The following is a 22,392-nucleotide window of genomic DNA, read 5'->3' on the forward strand; positions in this document are numbered from 1 at the left end:
TCACCGACGCCCACACCACGTCACTCCGGCCCGGCCCCGGCCCGCACGCCGCGCCGGGGGCGTCGATCGCCCACCACGACGAGATCTACCGGAACCTGCGCTTCCCGGGCGGCGCATCCGGGTTCCGCCCGCCGCCGAGGTGGACTTCACCTGGAGCGGGCACCGCACCTGGTGGCGCGCGTCACCTGGGCCGACGTCACTGCCCCAGGTCGACGATGTCCTTCGCCGCGGGCTTCTTCGCCACCACCGGCTGGTTGAACTGCGACAGGTTCAGCGTCATCGGCTCCTCGCCGCCCTTGGACGTGATCCGCAGGATGTACGGGTCGCCCTCGGTGGCCACCAGGAACGTGTGGGTCTCCTTGCCGTCCTTCTCCGTCAGCCGCAGGGCGGGCTTTCCGTCGACCTTCGCCTCGCCGGCCTTCTGTGCCTCGGTGTCGTTCGCCTCGATGCTCTTCAGCAGCCCCTGCAGGTCGCAGAACTCGATCATGTCTTTGGTGTCCGGGTCGGACGCCTTCGACTCCATCCAGCGGCCCGCCAGCAGCTTGACCGTCGCGTCGACCTCCTCCGCGGGCTCTCCCTCGCTCTCCTGGCGCAGCAACGCCTCGTCGTACTTGGTGTAGACGGTGTCGCCGGTCTTGATGATCTCCACGGTCCCCTTCGGGCTCATGGACATGGTCCCCGTGCACTCCCCGGACGTGCTGCTCGAGAAATCTGCCTTGATCCGGCCGTCCTTGGTGAGCAAGTCGAGGGAGAGCCGCATCGACTCCGCCTTCTTCGTCGTGGTGAGGGCCTTGTTGGTGACTTCGGGCCCCGAAAGGTCCCCGAACGGACCGCTGTCGGCGCCCGCGCCACAGGAGACGAGGGCCAGGAGAGCCGTCGCGCAGACGGTGTTGACGGCGATACGGGTGACGAGACGCATGGCGGAAGCTCCGGTGAATGGGTGAGGGAGGTGATCAGGTGTGCGAACGAGGTAATAACAACAGAGCTTGTGAACCGAGTCAACATGACTAAGGTGTAACGGATCGGGCAACGCTACTCCTGGGTGTCGCCCGAGTAAGTCGCTATGCTCGCGACACAGTGTGAACAGCGTTGGACGGCGTCGGACAGCGTGAGCAGACCTGGGCGGTCTGGGCCGGGCGGACCGAGCAGCGCGGGCGAAGCGGGGAGACAGTCAGTGCCGGAGCAGGCGACAGAGGTGACCGCGGCGGGGATCGCGCGTCTCGCGGGAGTCGGACGGGCCGCCGTCAGCAACTGGCGGCGGCGCCACGCCGACTTTCCCAAGCCCGTCGGAGGCACCGGGACCAGCCCTTCCTTTGCGCTGCCCGAGGTGGAGCAGTGGCTGCGCGACCAGGGGAAACTCGCCGAGGTCCCCCTCCGTGAACGCGTCTGGCAGCAGACGGCCGGCCACCCGGAGGGCGCTGTCACGGCCCTGGTCCACACCGGCTGCGCCCTGCTGCTCGTCCGCGACCGGCCGTCCGTGTGGCTGGAGCTGACCGCCGTCTCCGATGAGCGGATGGCCGCCGTGCTGCCGCACGCGATGGAGGAGGTGCTCGGCGCCCGGCTCGACCCTGACGCGGGGGCACGGGCCCGCAGCGGCGCTCCCGTCCCGCCGGGCCACGCGCCGCCAGCGGACGGTGATGCCGCTGCCGGTCGGCTCTCCGTCGACTCACCGGCTGCTGGTCCACCCGCCGCGGGGGGAGTTCACAACGCTGCGGGCGTTCTCAGCGACGCCTCGGCTGTTCACATCACCCGTGCCGTCCCCACCCCCTCCGCCGACGCCCTACTCCCCTCCGTCCCGCTCCTCCGCGCCGCCGCCGACCTGGCCGCCGGGATCGGGGCCGGGCAGACCTTCGAGTTCCTGCTCGGTCGGCAACTCGACGCCAACCCGCGTCAGTACACGCTCACGCCCCCCGGCCTCGCCGAGCTGATGGCCGCCCTCGCGGAGACCGGCAAGGACACACACCCACCGGGCGGCGGCGGACGGCCCGTCCGCAGCGTCCTGGACCCCGCCGCCGGTACGGGGACCCTGCTGCGCGCCGTCGCCGGGCCCGCCGAGCTCCTCGCCCAGGAGGCGGACCCCTCCCTCGCCGCGCTCACCGCCCTGCGCCTCGTCCTCCAGGGCGACGGCTCGCCGCGCAGCGCCCCGGCCCGGACCGTACGGGGCGGCGACGCCCTGCGCGCCGACGCCTTCCCGCAGCTCGCGGCCGACACCGTGCTCTGCCACCCGCCGTTCAACGACCGCAACTGGGGCCACGACGAACTTGCCTACGACCCGCGCTGGGAGTACGGCTTCCCCGCCCGCACCGAGTCCGAACTGGCCTGGGTCCAGCACGCCTTGGCCCGTCTGCGCACAGGCGGCACCGCCGTCCTCCTGATGCCGCCCGCCGCCGCCTCCCGCCGCTCCGGCCGCCGCATCCGGGCCGACCTCCTGCGCCGGGGCGCCCTGCGCGCGGTGATCGCCCTGCCGGCCGGCGCCGCACCCCCGTACGGCATCCCGCTCCACCTCTGGGTCCTCCGCAAGCCGGGCGGCGCGCTCCACCCCGTCCCCGAAATTCTCCTCGTCGACATCACGGACCCCGCTGAGCCGGGTACGACGACGGGAACGCAGACGAGCGGCGGGCGCGACCGGCTGGACTGGCCCGCCGTGCACGCCGCCGTACTCGACGCCTGGCGCGACCGGGCGGACCACCCCGGGGTCAGCCGCGTCGTCCCCGTTATCGAACTCCTCGACGACGACGTGGACCTGGCCCCCGCCCGCCATCTGCCCCGGCCCGCCGCAGGGGGCGGAGCGGCCGGTCTCGAAGACGTACGGGAGAAGCTGGCCGACACCCTGCGCCTCACCGCCCACCTCACCCCGCCGCCTGCCGAGCTCTCCGCCCCGGCCCGCTGGCCGCTCACCACCGTCGGTGAACTCGCCCGCGCGGGAGCACTGTTGCTGCGTACAGGTACGGGCGCAGCCTCATATGCAGGCACCGGCACCGCCCCCGTCCTCACTGAGCACGACGTCCTCGCCGGCACGGCCCCTTCCGGAACCCCCGCCCCGCCCCCCACCGGCACCGGAGCCCCCACTCCCGACGACCCCGCCCTCCTCCAACCCGGCGACGTCATCGTCCCCGTCCTCGGCGGCGGATCCGTCGCCCGGGTCGTCGACGAGGCGACTGCGGGAGCCGCGCTCGGCCGCAACCTCCAGCTTCTGCGCCCTGACCCGGCCGCCATCGACCCCTGGTTCCTCGCCGGGTTCCTCCGCGGCACCGCCAACCACCGGCAGGCCAGCAGCTACGCCTCCACCGCCGCCCGGCTGGACGCCCGCCGCCTCCAGTTGCCCCGGCTGCCGCTGGCCGAACAGCAGCGGTACGGGGAACAGTTCCGCGCGCTCGCCGCGTTCGAGGACGCCCTGCGGACGGCCGGACGGCTCGGCGGGCAGCTGGTGAGGGGGATGTACGACGGGCTGACGGACGGTACGGTCACGCCCCGGTGACCTCATAGGCAATTGGTTGGTCACAACCGGGGACGGTCTGTCGGCGGCGGTGTATACGCTCACCTCACATGCCCGACTCACGTACGCCTCCCAGGAGCAGCACATGCACGGCTACGGCTATCCGCCGCAACAGCCGCCGACGCCCCGGCCGTCCTCGGGGACGCTCATCACGCTGCGCGCGCTCTTTGTTGTGCTGACCGTGCTGAGCTGCGGTTTCCTCGGGTGGGTGGCGATGCTGAGGCTCGCGGTCGTCACTCGCAAGTCGCGTGACTGGTGGCTGTTGGCGGTGACGGTCGTCCTCACCATCGGCCTGTTCGCGTTCTTCGCGGGCCTGCCCGAGGAGGACGAGACGACGGACGCCCAGGCCCTGATCGGCGTCGGGTGGCTCATAGCGATCCTGGTTGGCGTCATCACGTACTACCTGATCATGGAGACGCGGCACTTCGCTGCGCCCGGACCGTACGGCACCCAGCGGCCCGTGGCCGGTTCCGCGACGGTCCCGTACCGACCGGCCGTCCCCCCGCACCCGCCCGCCCAGGCGCAGAACCGGGCGCCCGTCCAGCCCCAGGTCCAGCACCCGACGCCACCGCCCACCCCGAACCCGTACACCGTCCCGACCCCGCCGCCCTCGCCCGCGCCCCAGCGCCTCGACCAGGTCCGGGCCGAGCTGGACGAGCTCAGCGACTACCTCCGCAAGGAGGGCGAAGGCCGGTGAGCAACCGGGTCATCGCCGGGCGGTACGAGCTGGCCACCATCCTCGGCCAGGGCGGCATGGGCCAGGTGTGGACGGCGTACGACCAGCGCCTGGACCGCCGCGTCGCCGTGAAGCTGCTGCGCCCGGACCGGGTCGCCGGGCCCACCGGCAGCGCCGCCGCCGACGAGCTGCGCCGCCGGTTCGTCCGCGAGTGCCGGGTCACCGCGCAGGTCGACCACCCCGGCCTGGTCACTGTCCACGACGCGGGCAGCGACGGTGACGACCTCTTCCTCGTCATGCAGTACGTGGAGGGCGCCGACCTCGCCGACCACCTCGCCGAGCAGGACCCGTACCCCTGGCCCTGGGCCGTCGCGGTCGCCGCGCAGCTCTGCGCGGTCCTGTGCGCGGTGCACGCGGTGCCGATCGTGCACCGCGACCTGAAGCCCCGGAACGTGATGGTCCGGCCCGACGGCTCCGTGACCGTCCTCGACCTGGGCGTCGCCTCCGTCCTCGACACGGACACCACCCGCCTCACGCACACCGGTTCGCCGATCGGCTCCCCCGCCTACATGGCTCCCGAGCAGGCGATGGGCGGCGCGGTCGGCCCGTACACCGATCTGTACGCCCTCGGGGTGGTCCTGCACGAACTGCTCAGCGGTGACGTGCCGTTCGCCGGGTCCACCGCGCTCGGCGTCCTGCACCGCCACCTCTACGAGCCGCCGCTCCCCGTCCGGCAGGGCAGGCCCGAGGTCCCCGCCGCGCTGGAAGCGCTCGTGCTGCGGCTGCTCGCCAAGGACCCGCAGAAAAGGCCGGCCTCCGCGCAGGAGGTGTACGAGGAACTGGCTCCGCTGCTGCCCAAGCACGGCAGTCCCGCCGGGCCCCTCGACCCGACCCGCCCCTTCCTGCGCCCGCACGCCCCCTGGCCGGACCGGGCCGCGACCCCAGCCTCCGCGCCCGTACCCGCGTCCGTACCGTCGCAGGCCCAGGCCGGCACCACCCCCTGGCCCGCCGTCGCCTCCCTCCTCTCCTCGGCCCCGCCCCTCACACCGCCGACCTCCTTCACCCCGCCGCCCGCCCGGCCGGACGTCGCGCAGGCCGTGGACGAGGTCAAGAAGCTGCTCGGGGAGGGCCGGATCACCCAGGCCGTGGACATCCTCGGCGCTATCCTCCCGGCGGCCGCCGCCGAGCACGGCGAGCACTCCCCGGTCGTCCGCATCCTGCGCAAGCAGTACGCGGCGACGCTGATGGACGACGGGCAGTACCGTCGCGCCCTCCCGGAGCTGCGCCGCCTCGCGGAGGACCGCACCACCGAGACCGGGCCGGCCGACGCCCAGGTCCTCCAGTTCCGATACGACGCCGCCCAGTGCCTGGAACAGCTAGGCGAGGCCACGGCCGCGCTCGGCGAGTACCGCGCGGTCCTCCCGTACTACGAGAACGCCTACGGGGCCGTCACCACCGACCCCGGCCGGGCCCTCGACATCCGCCACCGCATCGGGCAGCTCCTGCTCGCGGTCGGGGACCACACGGCGGGCCGCGCCCAGCTCCAGGCGCTGCTGTACGACGCGGAGCGCACGTACGGGCCGCACCACCCGCTCCCCGCCGACCTGCGCCGCCGCCTCAGCCACCAGCAGGACGTCCGGGGCGGCTGATTCCAGAGGGCCGGCCGCCCCACATCCCCAACTCCTCCCGAATCGTTGGTCGAATCAGTGGCACCGATCACATCCACTGCCTACCATCGATCACCGCAAGGCTTGTGCACCGATGCACAAACTCTCCACGGGAGGCTCCTTTGCACCGCCGTCGTCGCACCGCGCTCGCCGTCTCCGCCGCAACCCTGCTCGCGGCCCCACTCCTGGCCGCCTGCGGCAACGAGGCCCACCCCGGCGCCGCCGCCGTCGTGGGCGGCGAGCGGATCGAGGTCTCGGCGGTCCAGGCGCAGGCGGCCGACGTCCGCGCCGCTCAGGAGAGCTCGCCCGAGGCCGCCCAGCTGGTCAACAAGTCCGGCCAGCTGAACCGCGCCAAGCTGCACGGGCTGATCTTCGACCGGATCCTGGACAAGGCCGCCGAGGACGCCGGGGTCACCGTCACCCGCAAGGAGATCCAGGAGGCCCGGACAGCGAGCCGCGCCCAGGCGGGCGGCGAGGAGCAGCTGCGGGCGATGATGCTCCAGCAGCGCTGGGTCGCCCCGGACCAGATCGACGGCGACATGCGTCAGGAGGTCCTGCTCCCCAAGCTCGCCAAGGCGCTCGGCGCGGACCTCGGCACCCCCGCAGGCCAGCAGGTCGTCGGCGAGGCGCTGACCAAGGCGTCGAAGCAGCTGAAGATCGACGTGAACCCGCGCTTCGGCGCCTGGGACGACCAGAAGATGCAGCTCGGCACCTACAAGGCGCCGTGGATCACCCAGGTCACCGAGTTCGCACCGCAGGACCCGCAGGCAGGTGCCTGAGCCGGTTGCCGTTCGGGCACCCGCCGGGCGCCTGACCCGGTGGCGTGCCGGGTAGGTTCGCCGGGTGAACGCTGAAGCCCCCGGCACGCCCAGTGCCACCCCCGGCGACCCCGGCCGTATCGTCCTGCTCACCGCCAGCCACCGGGTCGCGCCCGGCCTGCTCTCCTGGCCGGCCTGGCAGACGCTGCACGCCGCCGACCAGGTCCTCAACCCCGACCCGGACCACCCGCAGCTGCCCTACCTCCGCGAGGCGGGCGTCCGCGTCGAGCACGCGGCGCCCTCCGCCGACGAGCTGGTCGCCGCCTGCGCGGGCGGCCGGAGCGTCGTCGTCCTGGCCGGTGGTGAGGGGGACAGCCGGCTGACCGACGGCCTGGCCCGGCTCGGCGGCTCGGGCCGGGTGGCCATGCCGGACCTGGAGCTGCTCCCCGGCTCGTACGACCTGCCCGGCGCCCGCCTCCTGGACCTGGTCCAGGTCATGGACCGGATCCGCCGCGAGTGTCCCTGGACCTCGCAGAAGACGCACGAGGGCCTCGCCAAGTACGCCATCGAGGAGGCGTACGAACTGGTCGAGGCGATCGAGGACGGCGACCGGGACGAGCTGCGCGAGGAGCTCGGCGACGTCCTGCTCCAGGTCGTCTTCCACGCGCGCATCGCGGAGGAGGATCCCGAGGAGCCGTTCGCCGTCGACGACGTGGCGGGCGGACTCGTCGAGAAACTGATCCACCGCCACCCGCACGTCTTCGGCGACGAGAGCGCCGAGACCCCGGAGGACGTCCACGCGCACTGGCTGCGCACGAAGGCGATCGAGAAGCAGCGCACCTCGGTCACCGAGGGCATCCCCCTCGGCCAGCCCGGCCTGGCCCTCGCCGCGAAGCTCGGCAGCCGCGTCCGTACGGCCGGACTCGACGTCCCCCTTCCCACCGGCGACACCATCGGCTACGAGCTCCTCGCCCTCGCCGTACGCGCCGAGGCGAACGGCACGGACCCGGAGGCCGCCCTGCGCGCGGCGGCGCGCGCTTATAGGGACGCGATCGTGGCGGCGGAGGGCGGAGGACCCGTCACCCCGCCCGATACCGTCAGGGAGTGACCGACACCCCCGCCTGCCCCCACAACACCTCCTCGACGCCCGAAGACGCCCCCCGACTCTTCACCTGGGAGTTCGCCACCGACCCCTACCCCGCCTACGCCTGGCTCCGCGAGCACAGCCCCGTGCACCGCACCGCGCTGCCCAGCGGGGTCGAGGCGTGGCTCGTGACCCGGTACGGGGACGCCAAGCAGGCGCTCGCCGACGCGCGGCTCTCCAAGAACCCGGCGAACCACGCCGGGTCCGCGGCGGCCAAGGGGAAGACGGGGATCCCGGGGGAGCGCGCGGCGGAGCTGATGACGCATCTGCTCAACATCGACCCGCCGGACCACACGCGGCTGCGCCGGCTCGTCTCCAAGGCGTTCACCCCGCGCCGGGTGGCGGAGTTCGCGCCCCGGGTGCAGGAGCTGACGGACCGGCTCATCGATCGCTTCGTCGAAGAGGGGAAGGCGGACCTGATCCACGACTTCGCCTTCCCGCTCCCCATCTACGCCATCTGCGAGCTGCTCGGCGTCCCGCGCGAGGACCAGGACGACTTCCGGGACTGGGCGGGCATGATGATCCGCCACGGCGGCGGGCCGCGCGGCGGGGTGGCCCGGTCGGTGAAGAAGATGCGCGGCTATCTCGCCGAACTCATCCACCGGAAGAGGGAGAATCCCGGGGACGACCTGATCTCCGGGCTGATCCGGGCCAGTGACCACGGCGAGCACCTCACCGAGAACGAGGCCGCGGCGATGGCCTTCATCCTGCTCTTCGCCGGTTTCGAGACGACGGTCAACCTCATCGGCAACGGCACGTACGCCCTGCTGCGCCACCCCGAGCAGCGCGCCCGGCTTGAGGCATCCCTGGCGGCGGGGGAGAGCGCGCTGCTGGCCACCGGGATCGAGGAGTTGCTCCGGTTCGACGGGCCGGTGGAGCTCGCGACCTGGCGGTACGCCACCGAGGCGCTGACGCTCGGCGGGCGGGGGATCGCGGCCGGGGACCCGGTGCTCGTGGTGCTGGCGGCGGCCGACCGGGACCCGGACCGGTTCGTGGATCCGGACGTGCTCGACCTCTCACGGAGTGACAATCAGCACCTCGGTTACGGTCACGGCATCCACTACTGCCTGGGAGCACCGCTGGCCCGGCTGGAGGGCCAGGCCGCGGTGGCGACGCTGCTGAGACGCCTTCCTGGCCTGCGACTTGCTGCGGAACCGGCCGATTTGCGTTGGCGCGGCGGGCTCATCATGCGCGGACTGCGCACCCTGCCGGTGGAATTCGAGCCCGGACGCCGCCTCGAAAAAAGTGACACGCGGTCACCTCTGTGACTTTCACGTGATCTGCGCTGCATCGACTTGTGACATGCGTTCGAGTCCCGCTAGGTTCACGGTTCGACGCGTCGGCCACTGTTCACTCTTGGCCCGTCCGTCACTTGTTCAACAGCTTCATGCTCCTCAGTTCCTGCTTGTCAGTCGCACGGAAGGCATACCCCATGGGCTCCGCGAACGGCAGACACCGCCGCCCTCGTCAGGCACCCGCCATCGTCGTCGCCGCAGGCGTGACCGGATCGGCCATCGCCATTCCGCTCCTCGGCGCGGCGGGCGCACACGCAGCCGACGCCACCACCTGGGACCGGGTCGCGGAGTGCGAGAGCGGCGGCATGTGGAGTGCCGACCTCGGCAACGGCTACTACGGCGGGCTCCAGTTCTCGCAGGAGACCTGGTCGGCGTACGGCGGCGACGCCTTCGCGGAGCGGGCCGACCTGGCCAGCCGCTCGCAGCAGATATCCGTCGCCGAGGAGGTCCTGCGCGACCAGGGGCCGCAGGCGTGGCCGAGCTGCGCGGTGATCTCGGGCCTCGCGGTGGACGGCAGCCTGCCCGGTGTCGACCCCGGTACCGCGCCCTCCGCCGACCCCACCCAGGATCCGACGACCGCACCCTCGGACGAAGCGGGTGGAAAGGGTGAACGGGAAGGTTCCGGCACGGGTTCGACCGGTAGGACGGGCTCGACCGACACCACGGGCTCGACCGGTCAGGCGGGCGGAAGCGGCAAGGGTGAGAAGAAGGGCGGCGACACGCTCGACCCCTCGGTGAAGCCTTCCGCGCCCCCGGCAACCGGAAAGACCGGAACCCCTGGGTCTCCTGACGCCTCGCAGCCCTCCGCCTCCGCCCCCGACGCCTCCGAGGGCGCCGACCGCACCGGCGGCAAGCATCGGGGCACTCCCGCCCCAGAGGAGACCGGTGCGGTCGGCCGGGGGGACGGCCCCCGGGAGTCCGGCCGGCACGCCTCGCGGGGCGAGGGTGACGCGCGTGACGGCAGTGCGGTCGCCCACGGCGGCTACACCGTGCAGCCCGGGGACAGCCTCTGGGCCATCGCCGACGCCCAGGAGCTTCCCCAGGGCTGGACCGGCCTGTACGAGGCCAACAAGGACCTCCTGGGCTCCGACCCGGACCTGATCCTGCCCGGCCAGAGCCTGGATCTGGGTCTGGGTCAGAGCGCCGGGGAAGGTGCCGGGGCGAGCGCCGGGGCGAGCGCCGAGGCGCCCGCCGCCAACTGATCGAATTCGGGAAAACACCCCAAAATCGCGGGTAGTTCAGAGACCTATGTCCACTTATGCGTAAGTGAGACATGGGTCTCTTTGCTGCAACTGGCGTGTCGCGTCCGCCCGCACGGTGCAGATCCCCTCCGACCTGCGGAAACGATCCGTCAGGGTGAGCAAGTAAGCGCCAATTGGACTAGTATGTCCATCTTTGAATGTCGGGGTTGCCTGTGTTTACGGTCGGAACCGCTCGCACCGCGGGCCCCGTCGACCGTCACGCCGAATCCTGCCGTCGGTCGAAGGGAACAGACGCGTAAAGCGCCGTAGGCAGGAGCGGGGGACCCAGGTAGGCCGCCGGGTCCGTGCAGCCCCTTCGAAGGGCAGTCCCTTCGAAGTCGGGACGCACGGGAACGGCTTGGGGTGAAGTCGCGTGCAAGGTCGCGCGACCGGGCAACTCATCAGCCCGAACCCGACAGCTCACCTCGTAGGCGTCGGTGAGGAGATTCGTTCCATGCTGCTTAACAGCAAGGGCAAGCACCGCCGCCCCTCGAAGACCGTCCGTTTCGCCACCCTCGCGGGCATCACCGGTGCCGCCGTCGCCGTCCCGCTGATGGGCGCGACCAACGCTTCCGCCGCCTCCGTCGAGACCTGGGACGCCGTCGCCCAGTGCGAGTCGGGCGGCAACTGGTCCATCAACACCGGCAACGGCTACTACGGCGGGCTGCAGTTCTCGCAGTCGAGCTGGGCCGCCGCCGGCGGTACGCAGTACGCCTCCCGTGCCGACCTGGCCTCCAAGGACCAGCAGATCGCCACCGCCGAGAAGCTCCTCGACATGCAGGGTCCGGGTGCCTGGGCCTGCGCCGGCGCCGGCGGCCTCACCAACGACGGTGTGGACCCGGGCGTGAACACCGGCTCCGGCCAGTCCGCGAGCAAGCCCGAGAAGGCGCAGCCCGAGCGCAAGGCCGAGCAGCCCACCACGCGCAGCGAGCAGCGCACCGCCCCGGCCGCCCCCAAGGCCGAGAGCTCCAAGAAGACCGTCACCACCCCGACCGGTGAGAAGGTCCAGAAGGGCGACGGCGAGTACAAGGTCGAGCCCGGCGACACCCTGAGCAAGATCGCTCAGAAGGAAGGCGTCAAGGGCGGCTGGAGCAAGCTCTTCAAGCTCAACGACGACATCGTCAAGGACGCGGACCTGATCTTCCCGGGTCAGCAGCTCCACCTGAAGTAACAGCCGCCTCTCCTCCCCGGAGGGAGGGGGTCCGGCGGCACCCTCCCTCGCACGGCTCCCCGGCCCGGCGCGCTCTCCCCCGTGCGTGCCGGGCCGGGGTCTTTCCGTGGGAGGGAGGCGAGCCGCGCGAGGGGGATGCGAGGGGGGGATGCGTTCACCTCTTGTCGTCAACACTTGTTACTGCCTAGTAGATTTCTAGAGATTTGTCCCGTGATGCTGACCCTTGGGTCCTTTTTCGTCCCAGGAGACGGGCGGTCGGCCGACTGACACGGCCGGGCCGGTTAGGCTCGTGTCGCAAGGCCACAGTGACCCTGCACAACCAGCGTCATATCCCAGAAGGAGATGCCTCGTGCCGTCCATCGACGTCGTCGTAGCCAGGGAAATCCTCGACTCCCGGGGCAACCCCACGGTCGAGGTCGAGGTTGGCCTCGACGACGGCAGCACGGGCCGTGCTGCCGTTCCGTCCGGCGCCTCCACCGGTGCGTTCGAGGCCATCGAGCTTCGCGACGGTGACCCCAACCGCTACATGGGCAAGGGCGTGGAGAAGGCCGTCCTCGCCGTCATCGAGCAGATCGGCCCGGAGCTCGTCGGGTACGACGCCACCGAGCAGCGCCTCATCGACCAGGCGATGTTCGACCTGGACGCCACCGAGAACAAGGCCTCGCTCGGCGCGAACGCCATCCTCGGTGTCTCGCTCGCCGTCGCGCACGCCGCATCCGAGGCGTCCGACCTGCCGCTCTTCCGCTACCTCGGCGGCCCGAACGCGCACCTGCTGCCCGTTCCGATGATGAACATCCTGAACGGCGGCTCGCACGCCGACTCCAACGTGGACATCCAGGAGTTCATGATCGCCCCGATCGGCGCGGAGTCCTTCTCCGAGGCCCTGCGCTGGGGCGCGGAGGTCTACCACACGCTGAAGAAGGTCCTCAAGACCAAGGGCCTGTCCACCGGACTCGGCGACGAGGGCGGCTTCGCCCCGAACCTGGAGTCCAACCGCGCCGCCCTGGACCTCATCGTCGAGGCCATCAAGGAGGCCGGTTACGTCCCGGGCCGCGACATCGGGCTCGCGCTCGACGTCGCCGCGTCCGAGTTCTACAAGGACGGCGTCTACGAGTTCGAGGGCAAGTCCCGCTCGGCCGCCGAGATGACCGAGTACTACGAGGAGCTCGTCTCCGCGTACCCGCTGGTCTCCATCGAGGACCCGCTGTACGAGGACGACTGGGCCGGCTGGAAGGTCATCACCGACCGCCTGGGCGCCAAGGTCCAGATCGTCGGCGACGACCTCTTCGTCACCAACCCGGAGCGCCTGGCCCGCGGCATCGAGGAGGGCTCCGCCAACGCCCTGCTCGTCAAGGTCAACCAGATCGGTTCGCTGACCGAGACCCTCGACGCCGTCGAGCTGGCCCAGCGCAACGGCTTCAAGTGCATGATGTCGCACCGCTCCGGTGAGACCGAGGACGTCACCATCGCCGACCTCGCCGTCGCCGTGAACTGCGGCCAGATCAAGACCGGCGCCCCGGCCCGCTCGGACCGCGTCGCCAAGTACAACCAGCTGCTGCGCATCGAGGAGATCCTCGACGACGCCGCGGTGTACGCGGGCCGTTCCGCCTTCCCGCGCTTCAAGGGCTGATCCCTTCTCAGGGCTGACCCGCAGCCCCGAGACGGTAGCCTCCGCCCGTCCCCGCACCCGGTCCCGTACCGTGTGCGGGGACGGACGTGCGTAACGGGGAGGCGGGAGACATGGCCGGGAAGGACCGCGACCGGTTCTCCACCGCGACCAGGCTGCGACTGCTCGGCGAGCAGACCGCGGCCCGCGTGTACCGCTCCCAGAACCGCCGCCAGGCCCGCCGCTCCCGGCTCACCGGCCGGGCCGCGTTCCTGGCGCTGGTGGTCTGCTCCCTGGTGGTCGCGCTCGCCTACCCGATGCGTCAGTACGTCTCCCAGCGCGACGAGATCGCCGAGCAGGAGCGGCTCTCGCGCCAGGCGGCGCAGCGCACCGAGGAGCTGCGGGACGAGAAGGCGCGGCTCCAGGACGACGCCTACATCATGCGCCTGGCCCGCCAGCACCTTCATTACGTACTTCCCGGGGAGACCGGCTACACCGTGGCCGACCCCGACGCGGGCGAGGACCGCCGCGGGGAGCCGGGCGCGAACCACCGCCCCTGGCACTCGAACGTCTGGGACGGCGTGGACAGCGCCGACCGCGACTGACGCCCCTTCTCTCCGACGACCTTTCCCTTCCCTCCGACGAGCTTTCGAGCAGAACCAAGGCAGGCATGGAAACGCCCCCTCCGCAGACCGAGTCCACCAAGCCCACCGACGCGGACATCGCCGCGTTCGAGCAGCAGCTCGGCCGTCCGCCGCGCGGCCTGCGCGCCATCGCGCACCGCTGCCCGTGCGGCAACCCGGACGTGGTGGAGACCCAGCCCCGTCTGGAGGACGGCACGCCGTTCCCGACGACGTACTACCTGACCTGCCCCCGGGCGGCCTCGGCGATCGGCACGCTGGAGGCGAACGGGGTCATGAAGGAGATGACGGCCCGTCTGGAGACCGACCCGGAGCTGGCCGCCGCCTACCGGGCCGCGCACGAGGACTACATCACCCGCCGCGACGCCATCGAGGTCCTGGAGGGCTTCCCGAGCGCCGGCGGCATGCCGGACCGGGTGAAGTGCCTGCACGTCCTGGTCGGCCACTCGCTGGCCGCCGGGCCCGGGGTGAACCCGCTGGGCGACGAGGCCATCGCGATGCTGCCGGAGTGGTGGGCCAAGGGCGCGTGCGTCACGCCGTGCACCGAGGCGAGCGAGGGCGGCCACTTCACCGCACGCCCCCTCGACGGCTCCACGGAAGGGCAGGGCGCATGACCAGGGTCGCCGCCGTCGACTGCGGTACGAACTCCATCCGGCTCCTCGTCGCCGACGCGGACCCCGCCACCGGCTCCTTCACCCAGCTGGACCGGCGGATGACGATCGTCCGCCTCGGCCAGGGCGTCGACAGGACCGGCCGGCTCGCCCCCGAGGCGCTGGAGCGCACCTTCGCGGCCTGCCGCGAGTACGCCACGGTGATCGAGGAGCTGCGCGCAGAACGCGTCCGCTTCGTGGCCACCTCCGCCTCCCGCGACGCCGAGAACAGCGAGGAGTTCGTCTCCGGCGTCCGGGACATCCTGGGCGTGGAGCCCGAGGTGATCACCGGCGACCAGGAGGCGCAGCTCTCCTTCGACGGGGCCACCAGGGAGCTGGCCGGCGGCGACCACCTGGCGAAGCCGTATCTGGTCGTCGACATCGGCGGCGGTTCCACCGAGTTCGTGCTCGGCTCGGACGAGGTGGACGCGGCCCGTTCCGTGGACATCGGCTGCGTGCGCATGACCGAGCGTCACCTGGTCGCGGACGGGGCCGTGGTGGACCCGCCCACCCACGAGCGGGTCGCCGCGATCCGCGCGGACATCGACGCCGCCCTCGACGTGGCCGCGGGAACCGTGCAGCTCACCGAGGCGGCCACGCTCGTCGGCCTGGCGGGCACGGTCACCACGATCGCCGGGATCGCGCTGGAGCTGGAGGAGTACGACTCCGAGGCCATCCACCACTCCCGGGTCTCCCGCGGCCAGGTCCGCGCGATCACGGAGCACCTCCTCCAGTCGACCCACGAGGAGCGCGCCGCGATCCCCGTGATGCACCCGGGCCGGGTCGACGTGATCGCGGCGGGCGCCCTCGTCCTGCTCGCCGTGATGGAGCGGACGGGCGCGCACGAGGTCGTCGTCAGCGAGCACGACATCCTGGACGGGATCGCCTGGAATGCGGCAGAGGAACCTCAGTAGCGCTTCGGACGACATCCTGGACGGGATCGCCTGGAGCGCCGCGTAACAGCCCATGGGGTCGCACGACATGACCGACGCACCGAGCGGGGCCGTCGAGAAGATGGAACACCGCCAGGTCGCCATCCATCTCGTCGCGATGGCCCTGGGCGCCCTCCTCGGTCTCGCTGCCCCCTCCGCCGGGCCGGGGCTCGAGCACCTGATCAACCCCGTCCTGGGCGCGCTGCTGTTCGTGACCTTCCTTCAGGTCCCGGCGGCCGAGCTGCTGCGCTCGCTGCGCGACGGGCGCTTCCTCTCCGCCGCGCTGGTGGTGAACTTCGTCGTGGTGCCGCTCGTCGTCGCCGCGCTGTTCACGTTCCTGCCCGCCGACCGGGCGGTGCGCCTGGGCGTGCTGCTCGTGCTGCTCTGCCCGTGCGTCGACTACGTGATCGTCTTCAGCGGTCTCGCCGGGGGCTCGGCCCGCCGGCTGCTCGCCGTGACGCCGGTCCTGCTGGTCGCGCAGATGGTGCTGCTGCCGGGGTTCCTGTACGTGTTCCTCGGCGCCGGGCTCGCCGGCATCGTGGAGGTTGGGCCGTTCCTGGAGGCGTTCGCCTTCCTGATCGTCATCCCGCTCGCGCTGGCCTGGGGGCTGCAGGCCTGGGCGGGGCGGCGGGAGAGCGGGCGGAAGGTGTCGGACGCGGCGACCACGGCGATGATCCCGCTGATGGCCGCGACCCTGCTGGTCGTCGTCGCCTCCCAGGTGCCGAAGGTGGGCGGGAACCTCACCGACGTCGCTGCGGTCGTCCCCTTCTACGCGGCGTTCCTGGTGGTGCTGGCCTTCGCAGGGAAGGCGGTGGCCCTGCTCTTCCGGCTGGACGTGCCCGGCGGGCGGGCGGTGGTCTTCAGTGGGGCGACCCGTAACTCCCTGGTGGTGCTTCCCCTGGCGTTGTCCCTCCCCGACCGGTACGCGATCGCCGCCGTAGTCGTGGTCGCACAGACCCTCGTCGAGGTCGTCGGCATGGTGCTCTACGTCCGGGCCGTGCCCCGCCTCCTGCCCGCTCAGCCGCAGCGTCAGGTGCACTTCTGAGCCCTGTCACGGCCCTGGTCATCCGCTCGGGGGCCCTTCCAGGGACGCGCCGCCACGAAGTTCGTGAACTTCTTCACAAGGATTTCGGCCCTGTTGGGTGAAGTTCGGGTCCGCAAGGGCCGCCCGGGCCATTCGAGGGGCCTCGTGAAAGGCGTACGGGCGCGTTCCGGGGGTGCTGCGCTGGCGTGGAGAGTGGTGCCGATGCGGCACTCCTGGAGGGCCAAGGGCCAGCTCACAGGCGGTCGGGAACGTTTCCCGGGGTGTTGCGGTTCCCGTGCGGGGTCATGACCTGGGTCACGTGGGCGGCGAAGTGTAGCAGAGGGTGGGTGAATCCTTGTGAAGGGGCTCACGAGCACCCCTCCGGGACGAGGTGGATACTCGATGGCATGAGCACCACGGAGCGTCCCAGGATCCTCGTTGTAGGCGGTGGGTACGTAGGCCTGTACGCAGCTCGTCGCATTCTGAAGAAGATGCGATACGGAGAGGCGACCGTCACGGTCGTCGACCCGCGGTCGTACATGACGTACCAGCCCTTCCTCCCCGAAGCTGCCGCAGGCAGCATCTCGCCTCGGCATGTCGTCGTCCCGCTGCGACGCGTGCTGCCCAAGGCTGAGGTTCTCACCGGTCGTGTCACGACCATCGACCAGGACCGCAAGGTCGCCACGGTCGCGCCGCTCGTCGGCGAGGCCTACGAGCTGCCCTTCGACTACCTGGTCATCGCGATGGGCGCGGTCTCCCGTACCTTCCCGATCCCCGGCCTCGCCGAGCAGGGCATCGGCATGAAGGGCATCGAGGAGGCCATCGGCCTGCGCAACCACGTCCTGGAGCAGCTGGACAAGGCTGATTCCACTACCGATGAGGACGTCCGCCGCAAGGCGCTCACGTTCGTCTTCGTGGGCGGCGGCTTCGCCGGCGCGGAGACCATCGGCGAGGTCGAGGACATGGCCCGCGACGCGGCGAAGTACTACACCAACGTGAAGCGCGAGGACATGCGCTTCATCCTGGTCGACGCCGCCGACAAGATCCTTCCCGAGGTCGGCCCGAAGCTGGGCGCCTACGGCAAGGAGCACCTGGAGAGCCGCGGCGTGGAGGTCTACCTCTCCACCTCCATGGACTCCTGCGTCGACGGCCACGTGATGCTCAAGAACGGCCTGGAGGTCGACTCCAGCACCATCGTGTGGACCGCCGGTGTGAAGCCGAACCCGGCGCTCGCCCGCTTCGGTCTGCCGCTCGGCCCCCGCGGTCACGTGGACACCTCCGAGAAGCTCCAGGTGCAGGGCACCGACTACATCTGGGCCGCGGGCGACAACGCCCAGGTGCCGGACATGATCGGCCGCCGCGCCGGCAACCCGAACGCCTGGTGCCCGCCCAACGCCCAGCACGCGCTGCGTCAGGCGAAGGTCCTCGGCGACAACGTGATCTCCGGCATGCGGGGCTTTCCGCAGAAGGAGTACAGCCACGCCAACAAGGGTGCGGTCGCCGGTCTCGGCCTGCACAAGGGCGTCGCGATGATCGTCATGGGCAAGGTGAAGATCAAGCTCAAGGGCCGTCTCGCCTGGTACATGCACCGCGGCTACCACGGCATGGCGATGCCGACCTGGAACCGTAAGATCCGGATCTTCGCCGACTGGACGCTCGCGGTCTTCCTGAAGCGCGAGGTCGTCTCGCTCGGCGCCATGGAGACGCCGCGCGAGGAGTTCTACGAGGCCGCCAAGCCGGCCCCGGCTCCGGCCGTGGCCGCCAAGTCCGAGGGCGAGAAGGCCAAGGCCTCCTGACCTCCCGGTGAAGCGCTCCGCGAGGAGCGCACCGTACGACGCCCGAAGGGGCCGTCCGCCATCCGTGGTGCGGACGGCCCCTTCGGCGTATCCGTGGCCGTGTCCACCGCGGGCGGGCGCGCGTTTTGCCCTTTCGTTGCCCGGTAGCGGGATGACGGAGCGTGGAGGGAGAGTTGACACAGAAGTACCTCGTCGTGGCACCGGTCCCTGCCACGGCGGGACTCTGGGCACGTACGTACGCATCGGGCTTGTTGTGTTCGTCGGGAACACCACCACGGAGGTGTGCGCCATGGCACGCGTCGCATCGCGGCTGACCGCTCTTGCCGAAGAGCTGCTCTCGGAACCCCTACCGGTCCGCGTCCGCCTGGGACGGCAGCGAAGCGGGTCCGCCCGGCGCCCCCGTCCTCGTGATCCGCCACCGCCGCGCCCTGCGCAGACTCCTGTGGAAGCCCGGCGAACTGGGTCTGGCCCGCGCCTGGGTGGCCGGGGAGATCGATGTCGAGGGCGATCTGTACGAGGCGCTCGACCGGATCGCCGGGCTCCTGTGGGACCGGGGCGCCGACGCCAAGGACGCCGTCCACCCGGTCCGCGACCCCGCCGTCCGCGCCTTCGCGGCCGGCCTCCTCCGGCTGGCCGGCCCCTGGCCGCCGCCCGCCCCGCCCGCCGAGGAGGTCCGCCGCCGCACCGGCCCGCTGCACACCAAGCGGCGCGACAGGGAGGCCATCAGCCACCACTACGACGTGGGCAACGACTTCTACGCCCTGGTCCTAGGCCCGTCCATGGTCTACTCCTGTGCCTACTGGCAGGACGGCGGGACCCTGGAGGACGCCCAGCGCGACAAGCTCGACCTGGTCTGCCGCAAGCTCGCCCTGAAGGAGGGCGACCGCCTCCTGGACGTCGGCTGCGGCTGGGGTTCCATGGCCATCCACGCGGCCCGGGCGTACGGGGCGCACGTCACCGGCATCACCCTCTCCCAGGAACAGGCCACCCACGCCCGCAAGCGCATCGCCGAGGAGGGGCTGGCCGACCGGATCGAGATCCGCGTCCAGGACTACCGGGACGTCCTTCCCCGAGCTCTCGGCTCCGCTCGAACAGGGGGTACCCCACCCGGACCGTACGACGCGATCTCCTCGATCGGGATGGCCGAGCACGTCGGCTCGGTACGCTACCGCGAGTACGCCGAGGACCTCTACGCGCTCCTCAAGCCCGGCGGACGCCTGCTGAACCACCAGATCGCCCGTCGCCCCGAGAGGGACGAGGACGCTTACCGCATCGACGCGTTCATCGACTCCTACGTCTTCCCCGACGGCGAACTCGCCCCCCTCGGCCGCACCCTGACCACCCTGGAGGAGGCCGGGTTCGAGGCCCGGGACGTGGAGGCCATCCGCGAGCACTACGCGCTGACCCTGCGCCGCTGGGTGGCCAACCTGGAGCGCCACTGGGAGCAGGCGGTACGCGCCACGTCCCCGGGCCGGGCCAGGGTCTGGCGGCTCTACATGGCCGCATCCGCGCTCTCCTTCGAGCACAACAAGATCGGCGTCAACCAGATCCTCGCGGTGCGCCCGCTGGAGGGCGGCGGCTCCCGGCTGCCGCTGCGCACCCGTGCCTGGACGGAGGAGGCGGACGGCTGACCGTACGTCCCTGAGCTGACCGCATGCGTACGCCTCCGGTACGGGCGAGGGGCCGGTGCTCCGCCTTCCAGCGGTGCACCGGCCCCTCGTCGTCCCTGTCCCGTCCCGGTCCCCGGGAGCTCCGGCTACTCGGTCTTGATCGCCGTCAGCATGTTGAGCTTCGCGGCGCTGCGGGCGGGCCACAGCGAGGCGAGGACGCCCACCAGACCGGCCAGGACCAGGAAGAGCGCGAGGCGGTCCCACGGGATGACCAGGGCGTAGCCGGGGATGTCGGCGGCCAGGGTCTGGCCGATCGCCCAGCCGAGGAAGACGCCGAGGCCGACCCCGATCACCGCGCCGAAGACCGAGATGACGACGGCCTCCAGGCGGATCATGCGCTTGACCTTGCCCCGGTCGAGCCCGATCGCCCGCAGCATGCCGATCTCCTGCTGGCGCTCGAAGACCGACATCGCGAGGGTGTTGACGACCCCGAGGACCGCGATCAGCAGGGCCATGGCGAGCAGCCCGTACATGATGTTCAGCGCGGTGTTCACGAAGCCGCCGAACATGTCACGGATGTCCTGCCGGTCCATGACGCTCATCGCCGGGTTGTCGCCGAGCGCGTCCACGATGGACTGCTCGTTGGCCTTGCTCGCGCCGCCGTCCGTCTTGATCCAGATCTCGCGGATCTCGGGGCGCGAGGCGGCGCTGTGCCGGTCGGCGAGCTCCTTCGGGATCACAAAAGTCTGCAGGAACTCGTTCTCCTTGTAGACCGCCCCGATCGTCAGCTTGCCCTTCTTCTCGTCGTCGAACGTCACCGGGAGGGTGTCGCCGGTCTTCCAGCCGTTCGACTCGGCCGCCTTGGAGCCGACGGCGACCTGGCCCTCCTTCAGCGAGGCGAGCGAGCCGGAGACGGTGTCCAGCGAGAAGACCTTCTCCACATCGCCCGGGGTGACGCCGGAGGCGGACTGGTACTCCCCGTCGATCTCGAAGTACGTCGACTGCTGAGGGGAGAGCGCGGAGACGCCGTCCGCCTTCGACAGGGCGGTGAGCGCCGACTCGTCGAGGGAGTCGCCACTGGCCATCGAGACCATGTAGTCGGCCTTGATGTTGTCCGTGGTCATCTTGTCGATGGCCTGGCCGAGGGTGACGCCGAGCACCGAGATGCCGGTGACCAGGGTCAGCCCGATCGCCAGAGCGGAGGCGGTGGCTCCGGTACGCCGGGGGTTGCGGACCGCGTTCTGCGAGGCCAGCTTCCCGGAGACGCCGAACAGCTTGGTGATCGACGGCCGCACGAGGGCGATGACCGGGCGGGAGAGCAGCGGGATCAGGATGATGACGCCGATCAGGGCGAGGAAGGCACCGGCCGCGACCATGTACCGGCCGCTCTCCCCGCCGGTCGCCGCACCGCCGACGATCCCCACCGCGCCCAGGAGGGCGATGACGCCGCCGATCGAGTTCCGTACGACCAGGGACTTGACGGAGGCGGTGGCGTGCACGCTGCTCATCGCCGCGACCGGGGCGATCTTCGCGGCCCGGCGGGCGGGCAGCCAGGCGGCCAGGACGGTGATCAGGATGCCGACGGCGAAGGCGGAGCCGACCGCGGTGGGCGAGACGACCAGCGGTCCGGCCGGGATCTTGCCGCCGAGGAGGCCCATCGCGGAGCGCAGCCCGGTGGCGAGGCCCAGACCGAGGGCGAAGCCGATGACGGAGGCGAGCGTTCCTACGACGCCGGCCTCGACCAGCACCGAGCGCTTGATCTGGCGGCGGGAGGCGCCGATGGCCCGCATCAGGGCCAGCTCACGGGTGCGCTGGGCGACCAGCATGGTGAAGGTGTTGGCGATGAGGAAGACGCCGACGAAGAGGGCGATGCCCGCGAAGGCCAGCAGCATGGCGTTGAGGCTGCTGAGGCCCGACTCGATCTGCCGTGCCTGCTCGTCCGCGAGCGCCTTGCCGGTCTGCGCGGTGGCCTCCTCCGGCAGCAGCGGCGTGATGGCGTCCAGCAGCTTCCGGTCGGAGGCGCCGGCGGCGGCGCTCACGGTGGCGTTCTGGAAGACGCCGGGCTTCAGATAGAGCTTCTGGGCGGTCGCGGTGTCGAACAGCACCAGGCTGCCGCCCGCGTTGACCGCGCCGTCCTCGGTGGTGAAGACACCGGAGAGGGTGTACTCCTTCACCGGGCCGTTGGTGGCGACCCGCACCGGGTCGCCGACGCGGTACTTGCCCTTGGCCGCGGTGTCCTTGTCGAGGGCTATCTGGCCGTTCTTCACCGGGCCGCTGCCCTGGGTGAAGTCGTACGCGCCGTCCTTGCCGTCCTTGCCGGGGGCGAAGTTGGCACCGGTGTTGGACCAGCCGTTGCCGATCAGCTTGCCGTCCGGGTCGGCGACACCGGCGAAGCCGTTGACCCGGCCGGTCACGGAGGCCACGCCGTCCACGTCGCGGATCTTGTCCAGGGTGGCGGCGTCGAGGCCGGGGGTCTTGTCGTCGCGCCCGCCGGCGTAGGTCTCCACGGCGACGGCGACGTCGTCGTAGCTCTTGGCGGACTGGTTGCGGAAGGCGTTGCCGAGGGTGTCGGTGAAGACGAGGGTGCCGGAGACGAACGCTACGCCGAGCATGACGGCGAGCACGGTCATCAGCAGCCTGGCCTTGTGCGCGAGCACATTGCGCAGGGCGGTACGGAACATGTCT

General features: G+C 71.3%; 16 protein-coding genes, 1 pseudogene and 1 riboswitch. Of the genes and pseudogenes, 15 read left to right on the plus strand and 2 right to left on the minus strand.

Annotated features, from left to right (window positions below; translation table 11 throughout):
- Window positions 1–196: 196 nt before the first annotated feature.
- The gene (locus ABZ154_RS07845; RefSeq protein ID WP_356830069.1) at window positions 197–919 is read right to left on the minus strand and encodes a hypothetical protein; all 723 of its coding nucleotides are present in this window, start codon (window positions 917–919) and stop codon (window positions 197–199) included.
- A 255-nt stretch (window positions 920–1,174) separates the two neighbouring features.
- Here ABZ154_RS07845 and ABZ154_RS07850 point away from each other — a divergent pair, with 255 nt between their 5' ends.
- The 15 genes and pseudogenes from ABZ154_RS07850 to ABZ154_RS07920 all read left to right on the plus strand — a co-directional run bounded on the left by ABZ154_RS07850 (window position 1,175) and on the right by ABZ154_RS07920 (window position 19,728).
- Entirely contained in the window at window positions 1,175–3,478 is a 2,304-nt protein-coding gene (locus tag ABZ154_RS07850) for an N-6 DNA methylase (RefSeq protein ID WP_356830071.1), read from the plus strand.
- 103 nt (window positions 3,479–3,581) lie between these two features.
- Window positions 3,582–4,193, plus strand: a complete 612-nt coding sequence (locus ABZ154_RS07855; protein ID WP_356830073.1) for a hypothetical protein — start codon at window positions 3,582–3,584, stop codon at window positions 4,191–4,193.
- Window positions 4,190–5,821, plus strand: coding sequence for a protein kinase (locus ABZ154_RS07860; protein ID WP_356830075.1), 1,632 nt, complete (start codon window positions 4,190–4,192; stop codon window positions 5,819–5,821). The genes ABZ154_RS07855 and ABZ154_RS07860 overlap by 4 nt, the downstream gene beginning before the upstream one ends.
- 140 nt (window positions 5,822–5,961) lie before the next feature.
- Window positions 5,962–6,618 carry a SurA N-terminal domain-containing protein gene (locus tag ABZ154_RS07865; protein WP_356830077.1) on the plus strand — a complete coding sequence of 219 codons (657 nt, stop codon included), beginning with the start codon at window positions 5,962–5,964 and terminating at the stop codon, window positions 6,616–6,618.
- A gap of 64 nt (window positions 6,619–6,682) precedes the next feature.
- On the plus strand, window positions 6,683–7,705 hold the full coding sequence (locus ABZ154_RS07870; RefSeq protein ID WP_356830079.1) for a nucleoside triphosphate pyrophosphohydrolase: 1,023 nt from the start codon (window positions 6,683–6,685) through the stop codon (window positions 7,703–7,705).
- Window positions 7,702–9,009, plus strand: coding sequence for a cytochrome P450 (locus ABZ154_RS07875; protein WP_356830081.1), 1,308 nt, complete (start codon window positions 7,702–7,704; stop codon window positions 9,007–9,009). Before ABZ154_RS07870 ends, ABZ154_RS07875 begins: the two co-directional genes overlap by 4 nt.
- 164 nt (window positions 9,010–9,173) lie before the next feature.
- Window positions 9,174–10,238 (plus strand): transglycosylase family protein, encoded by a 1,065-nt coding sequence (locus ABZ154_RS07880; protein ID WP_356830082.1) that lies wholly within the window; start codon window positions 9,174–9,176, stop codon window positions 10,236–10,238.
- 291 nt (window positions 10,239–10,529) lie between these two features.
- A riboswitch (cyclic di-AMP (ydaO/yuaA leader) is annotated at window positions 10,530–10,726 on the plus strand.
- Window positions 10,727–10,731: 5 nt separating this feature from the next.
- The gene (locus ABZ154_RS07885) at window positions 10,732–11,448 is read left to right on the plus strand and encodes a transglycosylase family protein (RefSeq protein ID WP_356830084.1); all 717 of its coding nucleotides are present in this window, start codon (window positions 10,732–10,734) and stop codon (window positions 11,446–11,448) included.
- Between the two features lie 349 nt (window positions 11,449–11,797).
- The gene (eno, locus tag ABZ154_RS07890; RefSeq protein ID WP_356830086.1) at window positions 11,798–13,078 is read left to right on the plus strand and encodes a phosphopyruvate hydratase; all 1,281 of its coding nucleotides are present in this window, start codon (window positions 11,798–11,800) and stop codon (window positions 13,076–13,078) included.
- 110 nt (window positions 13,079–13,188) lie between these two features.
- On the plus strand, window positions 13,189–13,659 hold the full coding sequence (locus tag ABZ154_RS07895) for a septum formation initiator family protein (protein WP_356830088.1): 471 nt from the start codon (window positions 13,189–13,191) through the stop codon (window positions 13,657–13,659).
- Window positions 13,660–13,724: 65 nt separating this feature from the next.
- Window positions 13,725–14,309, plus strand: coding sequence for a DUF501 domain-containing protein (locus ABZ154_RS07900; RefSeq protein WP_356830090.1), 585 nt, complete (start codon window positions 13,725–13,727; stop codon window positions 14,307–14,309).
- On the plus strand, window positions 14,306–15,259 hold the full coding sequence (locus ABZ154_RS07905; RefSeq protein ID WP_356830092.1) for a Ppx/GppA phosphatase family protein: 954 nt from the start codon (window positions 14,306–14,308) through the stop codon (window positions 15,257–15,259). Before ABZ154_RS07900 ends, ABZ154_RS07905 begins: the two co-directional genes overlap by 4 nt.
- Window positions 15,260–15,326: 67 nt before the next feature.
- Window positions 15,327–16,322 carry an arsenic resistance protein gene (locus ABZ154_RS07910; protein ID WP_356830094.1) on the plus strand — a complete coding sequence of 332 codons (996 nt, stop codon included), beginning with the start codon at window positions 15,327–15,329 and terminating at the stop codon, window positions 16,320–16,322.
- A gap of 386 nt (window positions 16,323–16,708) precedes the next feature.
- Entirely contained in the window at window positions 16,709–18,097 is a 1,389-nt protein-coding gene (locus tag ABZ154_RS07915) for an NAD(P)/FAD-dependent oxidoreductase (RefSeq protein WP_356830096.1), read from the plus strand.
- A gap of 289 nt (window positions 18,098–18,386) precedes the next feature.
- Window positions 18,387–19,728: pseudogene (locus ABZ154_RS07920) on the plus strand (cyclopropane-fatty-acyl-phospholipid synthase family protein).
- A gap of 125 nt (window positions 19,729–19,853) precedes the next feature.
- Here ABZ154_RS07920 and ABZ154_RS07925 read toward each other — a convergent pair.
- Window positions 19,854–22,388, minus strand: coding sequence for an FtsX-like permease family protein (locus ABZ154_RS07925; RefSeq protein WP_356830098.1), 2,535 nt, complete (start codon window positions 22,386–22,388; stop codon window positions 19,854–19,856).
- Window positions 22,389–22,392: the final 4 nt, after the last annotated feature.

The organism is Streptomyces sp. NPDC006261, from assembly GCF_040613515.1.
GTDB lineage: Bacteria > Actinomycetota > Actinomycetes > Streptomycetales > Streptomycetaceae > Streptomyces.